This is a genomic window from Rhodococcus sp. BP-332, assembly GCF_019836065.1.
Lineage (GTDB): Bacteria > Actinomycetota > Actinomycetes > Mycobacteriales > Mycobacteriaceae > Rhodococcoides.
Genome location: NZ_JABUEC010000001.1, coordinates 206,567 through 228,529, shown reverse-complemented (window position 1 = coordinate 228,529; position 21,963 = coordinate 206,567). Strand labels below are relative to the sequence as shown.

The window sequence follows — 21,963 nt, the reverse complement described above, 5'->3', positions numbered from 1 at the left end:
GGCGATACACGCGGTATCGCGGCGCGGTCGTGCGCGTTCTGCTCCCCTCACGGGGCAGTGATCACTGCGGTGATCAGCCGATCATGTTGCGCAGCACGTACTGCAGGATGCCGCCGTTGCGGTAGTACTCCGCCTCGCCGGGGGTGTCGATGCGGACCACGGCGTCGAACTCGACGGCAGAGCCGTCTTCCTTCGTCGCGGTGACGTGCATCGTCTTCGGCGTGCGGCCCTCGTTCAGCTCGGTGATGCCCGAGATGTCGAAGGTCTCGGTGCCGTCGAGCTTCAGCGACGCCGCCGACTCGCCGGCGGGGAACTGCAGCGGGACGACGCCCATGCCGATGAGGTTGGAGCGGTGGATGCGCTCGAACGACTCGGTGATGACGGCCTTGACGCCGAGCAGGCGGGTGCCCTTGGCAGCCCAGTCACGCGAGGATCCGGAGCCGTACTCCTTGCCGCCCAGGACGACCAGCGGGATGCCGGCGTTCTGGTAGTTCTGCGACGCGTCGTAGATGAAGGCCTGCGGGCCACCGTCCTGCGTGAAGTCGCGGGTGTAGCCACCCGAGACGTCGTCGAGGAGCTGGTTGCGCAGCCGGATGTTCGCGAACGTTCCGCGGATCATGACCTCGTGGTTGCCGCGACGCGAGCCGAAGGAGTTGTAGTCCTTGCGCTCGACACCGTGCTCGTCGAGGTACTGCGCAGCAGGCGTTCCTGCCTTGATGTTGCCGGCGGGGGAGATGTGGTCGGTGGTGACCGAGTCTCCGAGGTACGCCAGCACGCGCGCACCGGAGATGTCCGTGACGGCTTCCGGATCCTTGGGCATGCCGTCGAAGTACGGGGGCTTCCGCACGTAGGTCGACTGCGGGTCCCACTCGAACGTCTTGCCGTCCGGGGTGGGCAGTCCGCGCCAGCGCTCGTCGCCCTTGAAGACGTCGGCGTAGCCCTTGGTGTACATCTCCTTGGAGATGGACGAGTCGATCGTGTCCTGGATCTCCTTGGGCGAGGGCCAGATGTCCTTCAGGAAAACGTCGTTGCCCTCGTTGTCCTGACCGAGAGCGTCGTGCTCGAAGTCGAAGTCCATCGTGCCGGCCAGCGCGTAGGCGATGACGAGCGGCGGGGACGCCAGGTAGTTCATCTTCACGTCGGGGGAGATGCGACCCTCGAAGTTGCGGTTACCGGACAGGACAGCGGTGACCGTGAGGTCGTTGTCCTGGATTGCCTCGGAAATCTTGGGATCGAGCGGTCCCGAGTTTCCGATGCAGGTGGCGCAGCCGTATCCGACGAGGAAGAAGCCGAGCTTCTCCAGGTACGGCCACATGCCGGCCTTGTCGTAGTAGTCGGTGACCACCTGTGAGCCCGGCGCCATCGAGGTCTTGACCCACGGCTTGCTGGTCAGGCCCTTGTCGACAGCCTTCTTGGCGAGCAGTGCCGCACCGAGCATGACCGACGGGTTCGAGGTGTTGGTGCACGAGGTGATCGACGCGATGGCGACGGCGCCGTGGTCGAGGACGAACGAGCCCTGCTCGTCCGAGTCGACGCGCACCGGGTTGGTCGGGCGACCCTCGGCGTTGCCGGCGGCGGAATGCAGCGGAGCCGCATCGTCGTCGGCGAAGGACAGGGTGGCGGGATCGGAACCGGGGAAGGTCTCGTCGAGCGCCTCGTCCAGCTTCGACGGGGTGGCGTCGACGTCCTCGCCGCCCACGTAGTTGTGGATGTCCTTACGGAACGCGATCTTCGACTCCGACAACAGGATTCGGTCCTGCGGGCGCTTCGGTCCGGCGATGGACGGCACCACGTCGCCGAGGTCGAGCTCGAGGTACTCGGAGTACGTCGCCTCGTTCTCGGGGTCGTGCCACATGCCCTGTTCCTTGGCATACGCCTCGACGAGAGCGAGCTGCTCGTCGGAGCGCCCGGTCAGGCGCAGGTAGTCGACGGTCTCCGAGTCGATCGGGAAGATCGCCGCGGTGGAACCGAACTCGGGGCTCATGTTGCCGAGCGTCGCGCGGTTGGCCAGGGGGACCTCGGCCACACCCTCGCCGTAGAACTCGACGAACTTGCCGACGACGCCGTGCTTGCGCAGCATGTCGGTGACGGTGAGCACGACGTCGGTCGCGGTGACACCGGGCTTGATCTCGCCGCTGAGCTTGAAGCCCACGACACGGGGGATGAGCATGGAGACGGGCTGGCCGAGCATGGCCGCCTCGGCCTCGATGCCGCCGACGCCCCAGCCGAGCACACCGAGGCCGTTGACCATGGTGGTGTGCGAGTCGGTGCCGACACACGTGTCGGGGTAGGCCTGACCGCCCCGCACCATGACGGTGCGGGCGAGGTGCTCGATGTTGACCTGGTGCACGATGCCGGTGCCCGGGGGGACGACCTTGAAGTCGTCGAACGCGCCCTGGCCCCAGCGCAGGAACTGGTAGCGCTCGCCGTTGCGCTGGTACTCGATGTCGACGTTGCGCTCGAACGCGTCCGCGCGGCCGAACACGTCGATGATGACGGAGTGGTCGATGACCATCTCGGCCGGAGCGAGCGGGTTGACCTTCTCCGGGTCGCCGCCGAGAGCGGTGACGGCCTCGCGCATGGTCGCGAGGTCCACGATGCAGGGGACACCGGTGAAGTCCTGCATGATCACGCGGGCCGGCGTGAACTGGATCTCGATGCTCGGATCGGCGGACGGGTCCCACGCGGCGATCGCGTCGATGTGGTCCTTGGTGATGTTCGCGCCGTCCTCGGTACGCAGGAGATTCTCCGCGAGGACCTTGAGGGCATAGGGCAACTTCTCGGTGCCGGGGACGGCCTTCAGGCGGAAGATCTCGTACGAGTTCTCTCCGACCTCCAGCGTTCCCTTGGCGCCGAACGAATCGATACTTGCGGTCACGTCAGCTCCACTCGTCTTCTGGGCTGCCGTCGACGGGGCTGTGTCGACGGCGTGGCGAGAGCGGGCGGACATCGCCGTGGGTGAGGGTGCACCCGGGTGGCGTCGAGGCCGCCGCAGTCTCGGTGTTTCGATTCTAACAGTACGCTTGTCCTGTGAGAACGAGTGGCCGAATCGCCGTGTCGTTCTCACCGTGTTGCGCACTCATCGTTCCCCGGCAACGTTCCGGGCGCAACGAAGGGCTGCCTCCGTGCACCTCGGTGCGCCTCGGGCTCGGCAACGGTCCCGTCCCGTAGGGTCCGGCTCGACGGCGCACACATTTCGACCATCATCGCCTCGCGATCCACCGCATCGCCTCGCGATCGACGACAACGGACGGACGATGTCTCTCTCTCCTCTCCCGGCCCTACCGCTGAGTGATCAGCCGCTGTTCGCCCTCCCGATGATCAGTGAGGTGCCGACGTTCGTCGACCTGCAGGCGACTCTCGCCGACGTCGCGGACGACGGGGTGGCCGCGCCGGGGCAGGACGTCGTCGGGCTCGAGGGTGTCGTGGCGCGCGCCGACGAACACGGGATCGACCTGAGCATCGTCGTGCTCGACGCGCCGGCGCCGCTCGATTCGCAGCTCCGCGATCTCGCCACCTCGGTCGGTGCCACCGACGGTGGAACGGTCCTCGTGATCGGTCCGGGACAGGTCGGGACATTCAGCGACTCGATCGATCGCGTGACGCTCGAAGCGGGTCAGGACCAGGCGTACACCGGCAACGCGGTGCAGTCCGCGGGCAATTTTGTCGACGTGCTCGTGGAGCCCGGCCCGCCGTGGACCGGCATCACTCTCGGCCTGGTTCTCGTGGTCGTCGCCGTGCTCGGCGGCACGTGGTGGGTGAACGAACGCCGTCATCGTTCGGGAGAAGTCACCGATCGAGAGGCCGTCACGCCCGACGGGCAGTGACCGCTCCCAAAAAAGTCCGAATGATTTTTTCTCGGACAACGTCCTGATCAGCGCCGATGCAGTCTGCGGAATGACACATGTGTCATTTGTGACTGGAGTTCCTTAAGCGTTCGAAGTGTCGTACGGTTCGCATGGCACTGCTTGGGGAAGAAGTGTCGCAGAGGGGCTGATCATTGCTCCCGGGTCGGCCGTTGTCGGCTGTGATCCGGGATCCTGTCACGCTGCGTCGTGTCCTCCCCACGCGTGTGGTGGGTGAATCCGCACTGCGGACGTGAGGGAGACGAACAGGTGAAGCGATACTCCGGAGGTCGACGGCACATCGGTCGACCGCGGGCTCTGCGTCGCACGATCGGGGGCGCCGTCGTCGCGACGACGCTGCTGCTGTCCGGGACGGGGTTCCTCGCACCGAGTCTCGCGTCCGCCGTGCCGCCACCCCCTCCCAATCCCTCCGACTCCGACATCGCCGCCGCCGGTGCACGCGTGGGGGACCAACTCGGCCGAGTCGGCCAACTCATCGACCAGGTCGCCTCGGCCAACCAGCAGCTCGCCGCGATCGACGCGCAGGTGGCCGTCAAGCGCGAGGACGTCAACAAGGCCCTCGTCGACCTGCAGAACGCCCGCACCGTCGCCGACGCCGCCGCCGCGGCCGTCGGCATCGCGCAGCAGGCCCTTCGCGACGCCGGCCAGATGATCTCCGACGCGCAGAAGAAGTTCGACGCCTTCGCCGTCACCGACTACGTCAAGGGCACCGGGTCCGCCGGTGTCTCCTCCCTGCTGGACGCGCAGGGGCCGCAGGACGTGCTCGATCGAGCGCAGATCCTGCGGATGCTGTCCGCCAAGCAGAACGCCACCCTGGACAGCCTGCAGCGGGAGCGTACCGAGGAGGCCAACCGAGACTCCACCGCACGCCAGAGCAAGATCGAGGCCGATCGTGCCTCCGCGGAAGCGGACGCGAAGAAGGACGAGGCGGAGCAGGCCATCGCCGCGGCCGTGGCCGCACAGCAGGAGCAGGCAGCACAGAAGGCGGCCGTCGAGGCGCAGCGAGACAGCGCCTCCGCCGAACTCGAGCAGGCGCGCAACGACGCCGCGGGACTCGAGGGACAGCGCGACGCGTACTCGCAGTGGGACCAGCAGCGTCAGGCGGAGGAAGCCGCCGCCGCGGCAGCCGCGCAGGCAGCGCAGGAGGCAGCGGTGGCCGCGGCCGCCCGGGTGGCCGCGAACCAGGCCGCCGCCGATCGCGCCGCAGCGTTGGTGGACGGGGAGCGCGACCACACCGACCTGACCGGATCGACGTCGAGCGGCACCTCGTCGGGCGGCACGTCGTCCGGTACCTCGTCCTCGGGCGGCGCGTCGTCCGGTACCTCGTCCTCGGGCGGCGCGTCGTCCGGTACCTCGTCCTCGGGCGGCACGTCCTCGGGTACCTCGTCGTCGGGCAGCACGTCGTCCGGCGGCGGTCGCGGGACCGCCACCAAGGATCCATCGCTCACCGGGTCCGCAGCCATCGAACTCGTCATCGACCGTGGCATGTCCGTGTTGGGCACCCCCTACTCGTGGGGTGGCGGCAACGAGAACGGGCCGACCAAGGGCATCCGCGACGGCGGTGTCGCCGACAGCTACGGCGACTACAACAAGGTGGGCTTCGACTGCTCCGGCCTCATGATGTACGCCTTCGGTGGTCTCGGGATCTCGCTCCCGCACTACACCGGCTACCAGTACACGGCCGGCAAGCAGGTGCCGTCGTCCCAGATGCGCCGCGGCGACATGATCTTCTACGGTCCGGGCGCCTCGCAGCACGTCGCCCTCTACCTCGGTGACGGCAAGATGCTCGAGGCTCCGCAGTCGGGATCGGTGGTGAAGGTGTCGCCCGTCCGTTTCGACGGCATGACGCCGTACGCCGTCCGCATGGTGGAGTGACACCCCGTCCGAGCAGGTAGAACGTCATGTGTCCTCGCCACCTGCAATAGTGGTGCTCGGCAGCAGAGTCCGGGTAGAAAGCGGTGGTTCCACAGGTGACGTCACGAGAGACCGACACGACCGACATCTCTCGGGACGTGCAGACGCTCGAGAAGGCCGTCTACGAGGTCAAACGCGTCATCGTCGGTCAGGACCGACTGGTCGAACGCATCCTCGTCGGGCTTCTCGCACGGGGGCACGTCCTGCTCGAGGGTGTTCCCGGTGTGGCGAAGACGTTGGCGGTGGAGACGTTCGCGACGGTGGTCGGGGGCTCGTTCTCCCGCGTGCAGTTCACGCCCGACCTGGTGCCCACCGACCTCATCGGTACGCGCATCTACCGTCAGGGCAAAGAAGAATTCGACACCGAGCTCGGCCCGGTGGTCGCGAATTTCGTGCTCGCGGACGAGATCAACCGAGCTCCGGCCAAGGTGCAGTCGGCTCTCCTCGAGGTCATGGCCGAGCGCCACGTCTCCATCGGTGGTCACACGTACCCCATGCCGGATCCGTTCCTGGTCATGGCGACGCAGAACCCCATCGAGAACGAGGGCGTGTACCCCCTTCCCGAGGCGCAGCGCGACCGCTTCCTGTTCAAGATCGTCGTGGACTACCCGACGGTCGAAGAGGAGCGCGAGATCGTCTACCGCATGGGCGTCGCGGCACCGAAGCCCAAGCAGATCCTCGACCCGGTCGAGTTGGTGCGCCTCCAGAACGTCGCGGCATCCGTGTTCGTCCATCACGCTCTGGTCGACTACGTCGTGCGCGTCATCGCCGCCACCCGTACTCCGCGCGACGTGGGCCTCGACGACGTGGCCGGCTGGATCGCCTACGGCGCGTCACCCCGAGCGACCCTCGGCATCATCAGTGCCTCCCGGGCGCTGGCGTTCCTGCGTGGACGGGACTACGTCGTGCCGCAGGACGTCCTCGACGTGGTGCCGGACGTGCTGCGGCACCGTCTCGTGCTCTCGTACGACGCCCTGGCCGACGAGATCACGCCCGAGCAGATCATCACGCGCATCCTGCAGACCGTGGGTCTGCCGCAGGTCGGCGCCCAGCCGGTCCAGCAGCAGGCGTCGGCTCCCCAGCACAACGGACCCTTGCAGAACGGACCCCAGCAGCAGGGACCGGGCGGACCGCAGCAGTTCCAGCCCGGACCCCCGCAGCCCGGTCCCGACGGACCGTCGCAGCAGGGTGGCCCCCAGCAGAACGGTCCCCAGCAGGGTGGCCCGGCGCCGTGGATGCAGAAGCAGACTCCCGCGACCGATCCCACGCGGTGACCATGGCGTCACCCACGGGTGGCCGGCCCGGTGATCCGGTGTTCGGCGCGCCCGCCGTGCAGCAGTCGTTGCGCGGTGCGCCCCCGTCCTTCGCCTCGGGATCGCTGGAGGACCCTCGGTTGTCGGCTGCGCTGCGCACCCTCGAGCTGACCGTTCGTCGGCGCCTCGACGGCGTGCTGCACGGCGATCATCTGGGTCTCATCCCGGGCCCGGGTTCCGAGCCGGGCGATGCACGCGAGTATCAGCCGGGCGACGACGTACGTCAGATGGACTGGTCCGTCACCGCCCGGACGACGCACCCCCACGTCCGGCAGAGCGTCGCGGACCGCGAACTCGAGACGTGGATGGCGATCGACCTGTCGGCCTCCCTCGACTTCGGCACCGCGGGGTGCGAGAAGCGGGACCTCGCCGTCGCGGCCACATCGGCCATCGCGCATCTGACCAGTGGCGGCGGCAACCGCATCGGCGCCGTCGTCGCGACGGGCGAACGTGTCGTCCGGGTCCCCGCACGGGGCGGTCGGGCGCACATCCAGTCCCTGCTCCGCACCGTGGCCACCACACCGCACGCACCCGACGGCACCCGCGGCGACTTCGTCGGCGCCATCGACGCTCTGCGACGGCCCGAACGTCGACGCGGCATGGTGGTCGTCGTCAGCGACTTCCTCGGTCCGACGGACTGGGAGCGTCCGCTCCGCGCCCTGGCGGCGCGCCACGACGTGCTGGCCGTGGAGGTCGTCGACCCCCGCGACCTCGAGCTGCCGGATGTCGGTGACGTGGTGTTGCACGACCCGGAGACGGGACGGACGCGGGAGTTCAGCACGACACCCCGGTTGCGGGAGGACTTCGCGGCCGCCGCTGCGGCGCACCGCGCGAACGTCGAGAAGATCCTGCGTGGCTGCAGCGCGCCTCGGCTCACCCTGCGGACGGACGGCGACTGGATCGCCGACGTCGTCCGCTTCGTGTCCCGGCGACGCCACGGCGCGAGCATGGGAGCGAGTACGCGGTGAGCCTGCCCGATTTCTCGTCACCCTGGTGGCTGCTCTTCCTCCTCGTGGTCGCGGGCCTGGTGGTGGCCTACGTGCTCGCGCAGCGCCGCCGTCAGCGCAACACCATGCGCTTCACCAACATGGAGTTGCTCGAACGCGTCGCACCGCAACGCCCCGGGCTGGTGCGCCACGTCCCCACGGCGCTCGTGCTCGTGGGGCTGCTCTTCCTGACCGTCGCGCTGGCCGGACCGACGTCCGATCAACGGGTTCCGCGTAATCGGGCGACGGTCATGCTGGTCATCGACGTGTCGTTGTCGATGGAAGCCACCGACGTCCAACCGACGCGACTGGCAGCGGCGCAGGAGGCCGGCAAGCAGTTCGCCGACGGCCTGACTCCCGGCATCAACCTCGGACTCGTCGCGTTCGCGGGCACGGCATCGGTGCTGGTCTCACCGACCACCGATCGTGAGGCGACGAAATCGGCCATCGATCGGCTGCAGCTGGCCGAGCGGACCGCCACGGGCGAGTCCATCTTCACGGCGATGCAGTCGATCGAGACACTCGGCGCGGTGCTCGGTGGATCGGACGCGGCGCCGCCGGCACGGATCGTGCTGCTGTCCGACGGCAAGCAGACCGTTCCCGAGAACCCGGACGACCCGCGCGGTGGGTACACGGCGGCCCGCGAGGCGGAGACGAAGGGGATCCCGGTCTCCACCATCTCGTTCGGCACCAGTTACGGCACGGTGGACATCACCGACGAGCAGGGCGACACCCAGCGCGTCGCGGTGCCCGTCGACGACCCGTCGCTCGAGGAGATCGCACGCCTGTCGGGTGGCAACTTCTTCACGGCGTCGAGTCTCGAGGAACTCACCGAGGTGTACGACACGCTCGAGGAGCAGATCGGCTACGAGACCACCCGCGGTGACGCGAGTCGGCCCTGGTTGATCGCCGGAGTGCTGTTCGTGTCGGCGGGACTTGTCACAGCATTGTCACTACGCCAGCGAGTCCCCTGACACGCATCGGTAAAGTACGCGCGGGTCGAGGCGATCGACGACGTCCGTGATCGCCCACCGACTGGCCGTTGCTGCGAGCAGCACCCCCGAGAGAGAAGGTTCATCCGTATGTCCTCTGCGCCCGAGTCCGCGACACCCGACGCGACGGCCGGCGGGGGATTCGTCTCCCGGTCCGTGCTCGTCACCGGCGGTAATCGGGGCATCGGCCTGGCCGTGGCCCGCCGACTCGCCGCGGACGGCCACAAGGTCGCGGTCACGCACCGCAGCTCGGGTGCACCGGACGGACTGTTCGGGGTGCAGTGCGACGTCACCGACACCGCGTCCGTCGATGCCGCGTTCACCGAGGTGGAGAAGCATCAGGGCCCCGTCGAGGTGCTCGTCGCCAACGCGGGCATCACGGACGACACCCTGCTGATGCGGATGACCGAGGAGCAGTTCACCTCCGTCATCGACGCCAATCTCACCGGCGCGTTCCGGGTGGCCAAGCGAGCGAGCCGCTCGATGCTGCGGGCACGCTTCGGACGGTTCGTCTTCCTCGGTTCCGTCGTCGGTCAGGCCGGCGGACCCGGCCAGATCAACTACGCGTCCTCCAAGGCGGGTGTCGTCGGCATGGCGCGCTCGCTCACCCGTGAGCTGGGCTCGCGTTCGATCACCGCGAACGTCGTGGCACCCGGGTTCATCGAGACCGACATGACGGCCGAGCTCGACGACAAACTCCGGGACACCGCGCGCGAGTACATCCCGCTCAAGCGACTCGGTACTCCCGAGGACGTCGCCGCGGTGGTGAGCTTCCTCGCGTCACCCGATTCGAGCTACGTCTCCGGCGCGATCATCCCGGTCGACGGCGGTATGGGCATGGGGCACTAGCCCACCTCGTCCCGACTCACGCCCGATCGACTCGGGCACACCAGACTTCACACGAAAGGCACACGCACATGGGCGGACTGCTCGAAGGCAAGACCATCCTGATCACCGGGATCATCACCGACGCGTCCATCGCGTTCCACGCGGCCAAGGTCGCGCAGGAGCAGGGCGCCAAGGTCGTCATCACCGGGTTCGACCGGCTGCGACTGATCGACAGGATCGCCCAGCGACTGCCGGAGCCCGTGCCGCCGGCGATCGAGCTGGACGCGACGAACGAGGAGCATCTCGCCGCACTCGCCGGTCGCATCTCCGAGGTCGCTCCGGAGGGCATCGACGGCGTTCTGCACTCCATCGCGTTCGCTCCGCGCACCCTGATGGGCCCGGGGTCCAAGCCGTTCCTGGAGGGACCGGGTCCCGACGCCGCCGCCGCGTTCCAGATCTCTGCCTGGTCCTACGCCTCGCTCGCACGCGCCGTGCTCCCCGTCATGAACGAGGGTGGATCGATCGTCGGCATGGATTTCGATCCGCGCACGGCGATGCCGTTCTACAACTGGATGGGCGTGGCGAAGGCTGCGCTCGAGTCGGTCAACCGCTACGTCGCCCGCGAGGTCGGCGAGGCCAAGAAGGTCCGTTCCAACCTGGTCGCCGCGGGCCCGATCAAGACGCTCGCCGCCAAGGCCATCGCGGGTACCGCGACGGGTGACGCGGACAAGATGAACCAGCTCAACGAGTACTGGAACGGTGCGTCCCCGATCGGCTGGAACTTCAACGACCCGACGGCCGTGGCCAAGTCGATCTGCGCGCTGCTGTCGGACTGGCTGCCGGCGACCACCGGGTCGATCGTCTACGTCGACGGCGGCGCGAGCCACAACACCTGGCTGCCCGAGAATCTCTGACATCTCGCCTCGATCCGAGCATCCTCTCGGGTCCACCGAAACGGGTTCCGGCACAATGGCGTCATGACCTACGACGCGCTTCTGCTGCTCTCCTTCGGTGGGCCCGAGGGGCCGGACGAGGTGCGGCCGTTCCTGGAGAACGTCACCCGTGGCCGCGGAATCCCGCCCGAGCGCCTCGATGCCGTCGCCGAGCACTACCACCACTTCGGTGGGGTGTCGCCGATCAACCGACTCAACCGCGAGATCATCGCCGCGGTCGAGACCGAGTTCGCGCTCACGGGCATCGACCTGCCCGTGTACTTCGGTAACCGCAACTGGCACCCCATGGCGGAGGACACCGTCGCCGCGATGCAGGCCGACGGCGTGCGCAACGCGCTGGTGTTCCCCACCTCGGCTTGGGGCGGGTACTCGGGCTGTCGGCAATACCACGAAGACATCGCCCGCGCCCGTGCCGCCGTGGGGGAGGGTGCTCCGCAGCTCACCAAACTGCGGCAGTACTACGACCATCCGCTCATGGTGGATGCCTTCGCCGACGCGATCCGCGCGGCGATCGGCAGGCTTCCGGCGGATCGCCGGGCCGGTGCTCGCGTGGTCTTCACGGCGCACTCGGTGCCCGTCTCGGCGGACGAGGCCGCGGGTCCGCCGTCGGCGGGCGGCCACCTCTACAGCCGTCAGGTCACCGAGGCGTCCCGATTGTGCGCCGCCGCAGCAGGTGTCGACGAGTTCGACGTCGTGTGGCAGTCCCGGTCGGGACCGCCGCAGATCCCGTGGCTGGATCCCGACATCTGCGATCACCTCGAAGCCCTGGCGGAGACGGGCGTCGACGCCGTGGTGATCTGCCCGGTCGGGTTCGTCTCGGATCACCTCGAGGTGGTGTGGGACCTGGACACCGAGGCGGTCGAGAAGGCGCAGGAACTCGGCATCGCTCTCGAGCGTGCCGGCACCCCGGGTGCGGACCCTCGATTCGCCCGGCTCGTGCGCACGCTGGTCGAGGAACGCACCGTGGGCACCGCGCCGCTGCGTCTGGGTTCCGAGCCCGCCTTCGGGACCACCGTCGACGGAACGCCGTGCAATCCCGGCTGCTGTGAGCCCCCGGTGCGTCGCCGCCCGGCCTGACAGCTCGAACATCCCGGGAACCACCCACCCGCGAGTACGCCGAAAGTGTCGTGATCCGGGCATGGATCGCGACACTACGGACGTACTCGCGCGAGGGGGGTACCGCTAGCGGCGATCGGGCGACAGGTACCCGTCCACGGCGGCGCGCACGGCGGCACGTCGCGCGGCGCGCACGGCGCGACGCAACGGTCGGAGCACGGCCTCGCGGGCCTCGGCACCGCTGCTGCTGGGTGCCTCCGAGGGCGCCGACGTCTGCGCGGCCGCGAGGATGGCGTCCACCCGGTCGGCCGTGTCGAGAACTCGGGTGGTGCGTTCGGGGAGCGGCGGGTAGCGATGGCGGCTCGCGATGGCGAGGCGCTCGGCGATCATCGTGTGCGGGTCGCCGCCGGAACGGCCGGTGTCGACCGTCTGCACCGCGGTGAGGGCCTCGGCCGCACTCCGGACGGTGTCCCGCATCGAGTACTCGATCTCCCCGAGCGCCAGCTCCTGGTAGGTGACCGGCACGGTGACGGTGAACACCGTCCACCGCATGACGTCGGGGCCCTCGTCGGTGGGGACGAGTCCGACACCCGGCTGCCCCGGCACTCCGATGACGACGCCTTCGCCCGCGAGCACGGCGGCTGCCGAGAACGCGGAGTCGGTCGGCAGCCCGGCGACGTCACCGGGGGCGGGAAGAACCATGTCGACGGTCACCTCGCGGTCGCCGACGGGTGCCGCGGCGCGGACGACTCGGAGCAACTGGGCGATGCCGACGTCACGAGGAGTGGGCCACGGGAGGTCGTGCCGCTCGGCTGTCTCGGGATCGGCGGCGACGACGAGGGCCAACGGTGCCCACTCGGTGAGGGCATCGATCACGTCGTCGGGCGGCGCGGCTCCGGCGAGCCAGGCGCCGCACCAGATGGCGAGGCTCGAGGATGGGGACGACACCGTCCGATCATAGGCGGCGTCGGAGGCGACCGGCGTGGCTGCGGTCGGGGAGTGCGCGGCGCCGATACCGTGGGACGGCCCGGTGACCCGACAGTCCTGTCCCGGGAGTGAGCGCGGAGGGCGAGGGAAGACGATGACAGCGGACAACCGGTACGGCGGCGACATCTTCGCCGGGCACGCGAGGCGAGCGCGACGCGTGGTCCCGACGATGGCGGCCGAACGGGACGTGGTGGTCGAGGACGCGGCGACCGGATTCTGCGGCGCCGTGGTGGGTTTCGAGCGCACGTACGACGGTGACTTCGTCCGGCTCGAGGACGGCCGAGGCGTACGGAGGCTCTTCGCGATGCGCGAGGCCGCCTTCCTCGTCGACGGAAGCCCGGTGACGCTGACGCGTCCGGCGCCGACCCGTGCCGTCGCTCCGACCCGCTCGGCCTCCGGGTCGACGCGGGTGGAGAACGTACGAGCGAAAGTGGCTCTGCCCAGCCGTATCTGGGTGGAGGGCATTCACGACGCCGCCATCGTCGAACGGGTCTGGGGCCACGACCTGCGGGTCGAGGGTGTGGTCGTCGAGCATCTCGAGGGACTGGACAACCTGGCAGAGCGGTTGCAGGAGTTCGCGCCCGGGCCGGGACGCAGGGTGGGGGTTCTCGTCGACCACCTCGTCGACGGTTCGAAGGAGGACCGCCTGACGCGGTCGCTCGGCCCGTACGTGACGGTCACGGGACACCCCTACATCGATGTGTGGGAGGCGGTGAAGCCCGCCGCGGTGGGCATCGAGGCATGGCCACGGATCCCGCGCGGCACCGACTGGAAGACCGGCATCTGCCGCGAGTTGGGTTGGGGCACACCGCAGGACGGGTGGCGCCGGGTCTACGGTGCGGTGTCCAGTTTTCGCGATCTCGAGGCGCCGCTCATCGGCGCGGTGGAGCGCCTCGTCGACTTCGTCACCCTGGGTGACGAGAACGGGGAGACAGGTCGGTAACGATCTCCCCACGACGGTCGCGCGCACCCCACCGGCTCGTCGTTCGTCGCTACTGTGGAGTTCGTGGTTGCACTTCTGTGGCTCGTCGGAGCGGTGATTCTCGCTGCGGGTGAAGCGCTGTCCGGAGATTTCTTCCTTCTCATGCTGGCCGGCGGGGCCCTGGGTACCGCGGGCATCTCGGCGCTGACCGACTTCCCCGTGTGGGGCGACGCGATCGTGTTCGCGATCCTGTCCGGAGCCCTGATCCTGGGTGTCCGGCCGGTGCTGACCCGCCGGTTCTCGACGCCCCCGCCGACCCCCACCGGGATCGCCGCGCTCACCGGGCGATCCGCGCAGGTGCTCGATGCCATCGATCAGCATTCCGGCACGGTGCGGCTGGACGGTGACGTGTGGACGGCTCGTCCGCTCGATCCCACCGAGGTGTACGCGGCCGGAACGACCGTGACCGTGATGAAGATCGACGGCGCCACGGCCGTCGTGTGGAAAGGACCCTAGATGGGTGACTATGCCGCCTTGATCGCCCTTGCCGTGGTGGTGCTGTTCGTCGCCGTGGTGGTGGCGAAGTCGGTGACGCTCGTGCCGCAGGCCGAGGCCGCGGTGATCGAGCGTCTGGGCCGATACTCCAAGACGGTCTCCGGGCAGCTCACGTTCCTCGTGCCGTTCGTCGACCGTGTCCGAGCGAAGGTCGACCTGCGTGAGCGCGTCGTGTCCTTCCCACCGCAGCCGGTGATCACGCAGGACAACCTGACGGTGTCCATCGACACCGTCGTGTACTTCCAGGTCACCACCCCGCAGGCCGCGGTCTACGAGATCAGCAACTACATCGTCGGTGTCGAGCAGCTCACCACGACGACGCTTCGCAACGTGGTCGGCGGTATGACCCTGGAGGAGACGCTCACCTCGCGTGACTCCATCAACGGCCAGCTCCGCGGAGTGTTGGACGAGGCCACCGGGCGATGGGGCCTGCGTGTCGCCCGAGTGGAGCTCAAGAGCATCGATCCGCCGCCCTCCATCCAGGAGTCGATGGAGAAGCAGATGAAGGCGGACCGCGAGAAGCGCGCCACCATCCTCACGGCCGAGGGACACCGTGAGTCGTCCATCAAGACGGCCGAGGGTGACAAGCAGTCGCAGATCCTGTCCGCGGAGGGCGCCAAGCAGGCCGCCATTCTCTCCGCCGAGGGTGAGCGTCAGTCCCGCATCCTCCGTGCGCAGGGTGAGCGGGCGGCCAAGTACCTCAACGCACAGGGTGAGGCGAAGGCCATCGAGAAGGTGTTCGAGGCTATCAAGGCCGGCAAGCCGACGCCCGAGTTGCTCGCGTACCAGTACCTGCAGACGCTGCCGAAGATGGCGCAGGGTGATGCGAACAAGATGTGGGTGGTGCCGTCCGACTTCGGTGATGCCCTGAAGGGCTTTGCCAAGAATCTCGGTGCGCCGGGCGACGACGGCGTCTTCCGTTTCGAGCCCAGCGACCAGGGCGAGACGCACTCCAAGCCGGAGGACGACTCCGCGGAGGTGGCCGACTGGTTCGACACGAAGACGGACCCGGCCATCGCTCGGGCGGTGGCCGACGCCGAGGCCGTGGCACGCAAGCCTGTCGACACGTCGTTGGCCGCCGCACCCAACCCGGCGCGGGACTCGGCTCCGGAGCCCGCGAAGGCCGTCGAGGCCTCCACGCCGGACGGGTCCGGGTCGGGCGACGACGCACCGCGCGAACTGGACCGCTGACGGTCAGGCAGCCAGACCCGCGCCGATGCCGCCCGCGGCGAGTGCCCAGAGCACGCTGGTGAAGGTGCCGATGATGAAGTACTCGGACGCCCGCGGGTCGCGGAGTTCGGGGTAGCGCGCGAGTCCCTTCACCGCGAGCACGACGGCGATGCCCTCGGGCCACCCCGTGAGCACTGCGACCACGACGGCGATGCGTTCGAGTGTGCCGATGACGAGCCCCCCACGCAGGACGGGGCGCTCGTCGTCGGCATCGCCGTCTCCGGGCTCGGGCCGTCGGCGCGCGAGATGGAAGACCGCGGGAACGACGACGGTGCCGCCGGTGACGGCGACCGCGACGACCAGGACCATCGCGACGACGAGTGGTGGCCCGGTGACCGGTGCGCCGGCGATCGCGGCGGCGAGACCCGCCAGTGCGAGCATCCCGGCGGACAGGAGTGCCGGAATCCACCAGCGCAGCGGCGGCAGCCACCGGACGCGGCGTCCCGGCGCAGCCGTCGGTGGGATCGTCGGCACCGGTCGGGCGGGAAGCAGTGCTGCTCCGGCGGAGAGCGCGAGTGCGAGCAGCGCGAGGGTGGTCGCCATCAGGCGTCCGTTCCGCGTGCGCGCAGATCGGCGAGCGCGAGCATCCGCGCCACGACCGGTCGTGCTGCACGCTCGGCCTGCCACCCCGCGACGGCCAGTCGTTGGGACACTGCCTGCGGTGTGATGGACAGTTCCTCGGCGACGGCGGTCTGCGATCCGAGCCTGCGGACACTGTCGACCGCGGCGCGGCCCTGCTCGGTGCGCCGGACCAGGAGCAGTGCCAGCAGTGCCACCACGGCGTCGGCATCGCCGGCGGACTCGGCGTCACCGCCGCGGACCGCGATGTGGGCGACGGCGTTCTTGGCGCTGTCGACGGCGTCCCGCGCGGCTTCGAACGCCGGGCCCCGACCCGCTCTGGTGGAGCGTGGCAACGGATCCTCCACGGCCCCCACCCCGATCCCGACGCTCCAGTGCCCGTCCTCGAGGAAGTCGAGGGCGAGGTCGAGTGCCACCGACGCGTCGTCCGCCACACCCTGGACCTCGTCGCCGGCCGTGCGTTCGAACGGGCGCACCAGGTCGGTGGCTCGGTCGAGGATGTCGGCGACGCGATCGATGTCGCGTCGACTTCCGCGTTGGTCCACGGTCAGAACGAACATCGATCAACCCTAGAAGCTTGATCAGCCAGAATCAAGCCTCGAGTCTTGATGCGTTGCGACGCACAAAGTTCATCGTCGACCTTGATCCGGCCACATCAAGCCCGTGACCTTGACCTCATCGATCGCCGGCCACCGGCATCCGCGCGTCCAGGATCAGTCCCACGACGCCCACGGCAATGCAGACCCCCGAGATCGCGAGCAGGACCGGATCGCCGTGACCGGCCAGAGCGTCGCCGAGCAACACGATGCCGACCGTTCCCGGGATCACCCCGACCACCGTCGCCAGCGCGAACGGCACCACGGCCACCGAGGACAGGCCGGCGGAGTAATTGACCACCGAGAACGGCACCGGCGCGATGAGTCGAAGACTCCCCACCGCCAACCATCCCCGTCGCGCGAGACGGGAATCGACGGCCCGGATCACCGGATGGTCCCAGCGTGCGGTCACCACGTCGCGGCCGAGTGCTCGGACCAGCAGGAACGCGAGCACTGCACTCACGGTCGTCGCTGCGACCGCCACACCGACCCCCGTCACGGGTCCGAACAGCACACCCGCCGACACCGTGAACAGGGTGCGGGGGATCGGCGCCACCGTGATGATCGCGTGCGCCGCGAAGAAGACGAGGGGGAAGGCCGGCCCGACGGCGACGGCCCACTCCCGCACGCGGTCGATGGTGGGGAGGGGTACGAGCAGTGCCACGACGATCAGGGCGGCGAGCACGGTGACGGTCGCGGCCACGCGCAGCACGAGCGCGCGGCGGCCTCCGACGACGATCGACTCCTCCGACGGCACTGTGTCGTGCGGGTCGATGTCGGGGGTCGTCACGTCTGCTCACGCTACCGAAGCGCGATGCGGGCGGTGCTCGTCGACGCGGTCGGAACGGTCACTAGGAGGACCGATGCTCGGACGCCCTACTAGTGTGAAGTTTGTCTCAGGCCACTGTGATGGGACTCGGGATAGCGTGCCCGGAGTGCGGTTAACATCACAGCATCCGCAGGCGCGAAAGGGACACATGGCCACGTCACACACCGGGACACCGAATTCCGTCGCTGCCGAGGACGTCGGCGCGGCCGTACCGGTGAGCAGCGCCGAGGAGGGTTTCGCGACCTGGCGCCGCGGCGTGGCCGGGGTGCTGGCCAAGGCTCGTCGGGTGGACGTCTCGGAGCTCCCCGAGCATCCGGAGACGCTGCTCGAGGTGACCACGTACGACGGGGTCACGGTGCGGCCCCTGTACGGGCCGCTGGACGAGACTGCCGAGGCTCCGCTGCCCGGCACCTTCCCCTTCACGCGTGGCACGGACGCGCATCGCGACGTCAACGTCGGGTGGCTGGTCGCCGGTCGGTTCGGCCGTCCCGCCGGTGCGGACTCGGACGCGGCGACGCTCAACGACCAGCTCCTCGACGCGCTGCAGAACGGCACGAGCGCCCTGTGGCTCGACACGGCGTCCGTGGGTGCCGAGGGCCTGGCCCGCGCACTCGACGGGGTCCTGCTCGACCTCGCGCCCCTGACGCTGGACGCGGGTGCGGACGTCACAGCGGTGGCCGACGCGTTGTTCGCGCTCCTGGACGAGCGCGGTGCCGCCGCCGACGTCCGACTGGGGGCGTCACCGCTGACCGATCGATTCGCCGACCTCCCGGGTGCGAGCGAGCAGGACGCGATCGATCTCGCGGTGCGGGCAGTGGCGCGCACCGAGCGGGTGCGCGCGATCACGTTGGACGGCACCGTGTTCCACGCTGCCGGGTCGGCAGACGCGCAGGAGGTCGGTCTGACCGTCGCGGCCGGACTCGAGTATCTGCGCGCGCTCACGGCGGCGGGACTGTCCACTGTCGAGGCATTGGGACAGGTGGAGTTCCGGCTCGCGGCCACCGACGAGCAGTTCGAGACCATCGCCAAGTTCCGTGCGGCCCGGCGGGTCTGGGCCCGGGTGGCCGAGGTGCTCGGAGCGCCGGAGCACGGCGGGGCCCCACAGCACGCCGTCACCTCGGCGGCGATGATGACGCAGCGCGATCCCTGGGTGAACATGCTGCGCACGACGCTGGCCGCGTTCGGCGCCGGTGTGGGCGGAGCCGACGCGGTGACCGTCCTGCCGTTCGACGCCGCGATTCCCGGCGGCGCCGCGGACGTCTCGCAGACCTTCGCCGCACGGATCGCGCGCAACACCCAGCTGCTCCTGCTCGAGGAGTCCCACCTGGGGCGGGTGGTCGATCCGGCCGGTGGTTCCTGGTACGTCGAGTCGCTCACCGACGCGCTCGCGGACTCGGCGTGGTCGGTTCTGCAGGCGGTCGAGGCCGCCGGCGGTTACCGCGCCGCGCTGGAATCCGGTGAGATCGCGCGCCGGGTCGACGAGACCCGAGCCGCCCGTGCGAGCGACATCGCCCACCGCCGCACCGCGGTCACCGGTGTCAACGAGTTCCCGAACCTGCAGGAGCCGACGCCCGCGGCCTCGGGGAACGGCACCGTCGCCGGACGTCCCGCGACGCGGTACGCCGCCGAGTTCGAGGCGCTGCGTGATCGCAGCGACGCGGTGCTGGCGGACAAGGGCAGTCGCCCGGTGGTGCTGCTGGCGCCGTTGGGCAGCGTCGCGGAACACAACGGACGCACCACGTTCGCGGCGAACCTCATGGCGTCGGGCGGGATCGAGGCGGTGAACCCCGGTGCGGGAGCCGATCTCGCCGCGGTGGCACGCGAGACCGTCTCGCCGATCGCCGTGCTGTGCGGCACCGACAAGCGGTACGCCGCCGAGGGACCGGACGCCGTCGCCGATCTGCGGTCGGCGGGGGTGCGGACGGTGCTCGTCGCCGGCGGTGCCTCGGCCTTCGCGGACGCGTCGCCGGAACAGACCCCGGACGGACATCTCACGCTCACCATCGATGCCGTCGCCGAACTGAGTGCTCTTCTCGATGCACTCACCGGCGAGGCTCGTACGGAAGGACACACCGCATGACCGACGACGCTGGTGACATGGGCCCCGTGGGCAGTTTCGCGGACGTTCCGCTCGTCGACCCCCGCGGCGCGGACGCGGCAGCGCCGGCGGCCGACGATGCGCGCGCCCACGTCGAGGCGGCCGCGGCGGCCCACGGCTACTCGCCCGAGCAGGTGGTGTGGTCCACCCCCGAGGGCATCGACGTCCGACCCCTGTACACCGGCGCCGACCGGGCGGAGGCGGCCGAGGCCGGGTACCCGCTCGACTCCTACCCGGGCACGGCTCCGTTCCTGCGCGGTCCGTACCCGACGATGTACGTCAACCAGCCGTGGACGATTCGTCAGTACGCCGGATTCTCGACGGCGTCGGAGTCCAACGCGTTCTACCGTCGCAACCTCGCTGCCGGTCAGAAGGGGCTGTCGGTCGCGTTCGACCTCGCGACGCACCGCGGCTACGACAGTGACCACCCGCGCGTGCAGGGCGATGTCGGCATGGCGGGTGTCGCGATCGACTCGATCTACGACATGCGCCAACTCTTCGACGGGATCGACCTGGGGTCGGTGTCGGTGTCGATGACCATGAACGGCGCCGTGCTGCCGATCCTGGCGCTGTACGTCGTCGCGGCGGAGGAGCAGGGCGTCGGACCGGAGAAGCTCGCCGGCACCATCCAGAACGACATCCTCAAAGAGTTCATGGTGCGCAACACCTACATCTATCCGCCCGAGCCGTCGATGCGGATCATCTCCGACATCTTCGCGTACACCTCGACGCACATGCCGAAGTTCAACTCGATCTCCATCTCCGGCTACCACATCCAGGAAGCCGGCGCGACGGCCGATCTGGAGCTCGCGTACACCCTCGCCGACGGGGTGGAGTACATCCGCGCCGGGCTGGCCGCGGGCATGGACATCGACACGTTCGCCCCGCGGCTGTCCTTCTTCTGGGCCATCGGCATGAACTTCTTCATGGAGGTCGCCAAGCTGCGCGCGGGCCGGTTGCTGTGGGCGGAGCTGGTGCAGAAGTTCGATCCGTCCAGCGCGAAATCACTGTCGCTGCGCACACATTCGCAGACGTCCGGCTGGTCGCTGACGGCGCAGGACGTCTTCAACAACGTCTCCCGCACGTGTATCGAGGCGATGGCCGCGACGCAGGGACACACGCAGTCACTGCACACCAACGCGCTCGACGAAGCGCTCGCGCTGCCCACCGACTTCTCCGCCCGGATCGCCCGCAACACCCAGCTGCTGCTGCAGCAGGAGTCCGGCACGACGCGGCCCATCGATCCGTGGGGCGGCTCGTACTACGTGGAGTGGCTGACCCACCAGCTCGCCGATCGGGCCCGCGCGCACATCGCCGAGGTCGAGGAGGCCGGCGGAATGGCCAAGGCCATCGGCGAGGGCATCCCGAAGCTCCGCATCGAGGAGGCGGCGGCGCGGACGCAGGCGCGCATCGACTCCGGTCGGCAGCCGCTGGTGGGTGTCAACAAGTACGTGCCCGACGAGCCCGACGCCATCGAGGTGCTCAAGGTCGAGAACTCGCGGGTGCGCACCGAGCAGATCGAGAAGCTCGAGCGGCTGCGAGAGGAGCGCGACCCCGGCCGCGTCGAGGCGGCGCTGTCCGCCCTCACCGCGGCGGCCGCGTCCACCGACGGCGGGATGGAGAACAACCTGCTCGCCCTCGCCGTCGACGCGGCGCGGGCCATGGCGACGGTGGGCGAGATCTCCGACGCTCTCGAGAAGGTCTACGGACGGCACCGCGCCGAGATCCGCACGATCAGCGGTGTCTACCGGGACGAGGCGGGGAAGGCCACGAACATGGTGCATGCAGGCGAGCTGGCGACGGCGTTCGCGAAGGCGGAGGGCCGCCGACCCCGCATCCTGGTGGCGAAGATGGGGCAGGACGGACACGATCGCGGGCAGAAGGTCATCGCGACGGCGTTCGCCGACATCGGCTTCGACGTCGATGTCGGCCCCCTGTTCCAGACCCCCGAGGAGGTGGCGAACCAGGCCGCCGACAACGACGTCCACGTCATCGGGGTGTCGTCGCTCGCCGCCGGTCACCTGACGCTGGTTCCGGCGCTGCGGGAAGCACTCGCCGCCGTCGGCCGGTCCGACATCATGGTCGTGGTCGGCGGCGTCATCCCGCCGGGCGACTTCGACGCGCTGCGTGAGGCCGGGGCGGCCGCGATCTTCCCGCCCGGCACGGTGATCGCCGACGCCGCGGTCGATCTCATCGGCCAGCTCGCGGAGAGCCTGGGTCACGGCGCGGCCGTCTCGGACGCAGGAGCGAACGCCTGAG

Annotated in this window: 18 protein-coding genes; 13 read left to right on the top strand and 5 right to left on the bottom strand. The window is 69.4% G+C overall.

Features of this window, described 5'->3' with window-relative positions:
• Positions 1 to 73 precede the first annotated feature (73 nt).
• Positions 74 to 2,878 carry an aconitate hydratase gene (locus tag HQ314_RS01010; protein ID WP_056445197.1) on the bottom strand — a complete coding sequence of 935 codons (2,805 nt, stop codon included), beginning with the start codon at positions 2,876 to 2,878 and terminating at the stop codon, positions 74 to 76.
• 379 nt (positions 2,879 to 3,257) lie between these two features.
• Here HQ314_RS01010 and HQ314_RS01005 point away from each other — a divergent pair, with 379 nt between their 5' ends.
• The 8 genes from HQ314_RS01005 (at position 3,258) to HQ314_RS00970 (ending at position 11,929) form a co-directional block, all read left to right on the top strand.
• Positions 3,258 to 3,827, top strand: a complete 570-nt coding sequence (locus HQ314_RS01005) for a DUF6676 family protein (protein WP_261781322.1) — start codon at positions 3,258 to 3,260, stop codon at positions 3,825 to 3,827.
• Between the two features lie 288 nt (positions 3,828 to 4,115).
• A complete protein-coding gene (locus HQ314_RS01000) occupies positions 4,116 to 5,741 on the top strand; it encodes an NlpC/P60 family protein (protein WP_374197806.1) in 1,626 nt (541 codons plus the stop codon).
• Positions 5,742 to 5,836: 95 nt separating this feature from the next.
• The gene (locus tag HQ314_RS00995; RefSeq protein WP_222649010.1) at positions 5,837 to 7,054 is read left to right on the top strand and encodes a MoxR family ATPase; all 1,218 of its coding nucleotides are present in this window, start codon (positions 5,837 to 5,839) and stop codon (positions 7,052 to 7,054) included.
• Positions 7,051 to 8,061, top strand: coding sequence for a DUF58 domain-containing protein (locus tag HQ314_RS00990; RefSeq protein WP_374197736.1), 1,011 nt, complete (start codon positions 7,051 to 7,053; stop codon positions 8,059 to 8,061). The genes HQ314_RS00995 and HQ314_RS00990 overlap by 4 nt, the downstream gene beginning before the upstream one ends.
• A complete protein-coding gene (locus HQ314_RS00985; protein WP_222649009.1) occupies positions 8,058 to 9,053 on the top strand; it encodes a VWA domain-containing protein in 996 nt (331 codons plus the stop codon). The genes HQ314_RS00990 and HQ314_RS00985 overlap by 4 nt, the downstream gene beginning before the upstream one ends.
• Before the next feature lie 108 nt (positions 9,054 to 9,161).
• On the top strand, positions 9,162 to 9,920 hold the full coding sequence (fabG1, locus tag HQ314_RS00980) for a 3-oxoacyl-ACP reductase FabG1 (RefSeq protein ID WP_037185384.1): 759 nt from the start codon (positions 9,162 to 9,164) through the stop codon (positions 9,918 to 9,920).
• 68 nt (positions 9,921 to 9,988) lie between these two features.
• Complete coding sequence (inhA, locus tag HQ314_RS00975) at positions 9,989 to 10,813, top strand: NADH-dependent enoyl-ACP reductase InhA (RefSeq protein ID WP_027505312.1); 825 nt, start codon at positions 9,989 to 9,991, stop codon at positions 10,811 to 10,813.
• 63 nt (positions 10,814 to 10,876) lie between these two features.
• On the top strand, positions 10,877 to 11,929 hold the full coding sequence (locus HQ314_RS00970; protein ID WP_222649006.1) for a ferrochelatase: 1,053 nt from the start codon (positions 10,877 to 10,879) through the stop codon (positions 11,927 to 11,929).
• 105 nt (positions 11,930 to 12,034) lie between these two features.
• On the opposite strand, the gene HQ314_RS00965 is transcribed toward HQ314_RS00970, so the two are convergent.
• Positions 12,035 to 12,856: a hypothetical protein gene (locus tag HQ314_RS00965; RefSeq protein WP_222649005.1), complete on the bottom strand. Its 822-nt coding sequence runs from the start codon at positions 12,854 to 12,856 to the stop codon at positions 12,035 to 12,037.
• A gap of 133 nt (positions 12,857 to 12,989) precedes the next feature.
• On the opposite strand from HQ314_RS00965, the gene HQ314_RS00960 reads away from it, so the two are divergent.
• The 3 genes from HQ314_RS00960 (at position 12,990) to HQ314_RS00950 (ending at position 15,563) form a co-directional block, all read left to right on the top strand.
• Positions 12,990 to 13,838, top strand: a complete 849-nt coding sequence (locus HQ314_RS00960; protein WP_222649003.1) for a DUF3097 domain-containing protein — start codon at positions 12,990 to 12,992, stop codon at positions 13,836 to 13,838.
• A 63-nt stretch (positions 13,839 to 13,901) separates the two neighbouring features.
• Positions 13,902 to 14,333 (top strand): NfeD family protein, encoded by a 432-nt coding sequence (locus HQ314_RS00955; protein ID WP_027505316.1) that lies wholly within the window; start codon positions 13,902 to 13,904, stop codon positions 14,331 to 14,333.
• Complete coding sequence (locus tag HQ314_RS00950; protein ID WP_051613228.1) at positions 14,334 to 15,563, top strand: SPFH domain-containing protein; 1,230 nt, start codon at positions 14,334 to 14,336, stop codon at positions 15,561 to 15,563.
• Positions 15,564 to 15,566: 3 nt separating this feature from the next.
• On the opposite strand, the gene HQ314_RS00945 is transcribed toward HQ314_RS00950, so the two are convergent.
• The 3 genes from HQ314_RS00945 to HQ314_RS00935 form a co-directional block, all read right to left on the bottom strand.
• Positions 15,567 to 16,145 carry a hypothetical protein gene (locus tag HQ314_RS00945; RefSeq protein ID WP_037185388.1) on the bottom strand — a complete coding sequence of 193 codons (579 nt, stop codon included), beginning with the start codon at positions 16,143 to 16,145 and terminating at the stop codon, positions 15,567 to 15,569.
• Positions 16,145 to 16,741, bottom strand: a complete 597-nt coding sequence (locus tag HQ314_RS00940) for a hypothetical protein (protein ID WP_027505318.1) — start codon at positions 16,739 to 16,741, stop codon at positions 16,145 to 16,147. Before HQ314_RS00940 ends, HQ314_RS00945 begins: the two co-directional genes overlap by 1 nt.
• A 115-nt stretch (positions 16,742 to 16,856) precedes the next feature.
• Complete coding sequence (locus tag HQ314_RS00935; RefSeq protein ID WP_285186007.1) at positions 16,857 to 17,480, bottom strand: TVP38/TMEM64 family protein; 624 nt, start codon at positions 17,478 to 17,480, stop codon at positions 16,857 to 16,859.
• Positions 17,481 to 17,754: 274 nt separating this feature from the next.
• On the opposite strand from HQ314_RS00935, the gene HQ314_RS00930 reads away from it, so the two are divergent.
• Together HQ314_RS00930 and scpA are read left to right on the top strand one after the other, a co-directional pair.
• A complete protein-coding gene (locus HQ314_RS00930) occupies positions 17,755 to 19,686 on the top strand; it encodes a methylmalonyl-CoA mutase family protein (protein ID WP_222649001.1) in 1,932 nt (643 codons plus the stop codon).
• Entirely contained in the window at positions 19,683 to 21,962 is a 2,280-nt protein-coding gene (gene scpA, locus HQ314_RS00925) for a methylmalonyl-CoA mutase (protein WP_235578919.1), read from the top strand. The genes HQ314_RS00930 and scpA overlap by 4 nt, the downstream gene beginning before the upstream one ends.
• Position 21,963: the final 1 nt, after the last annotated feature.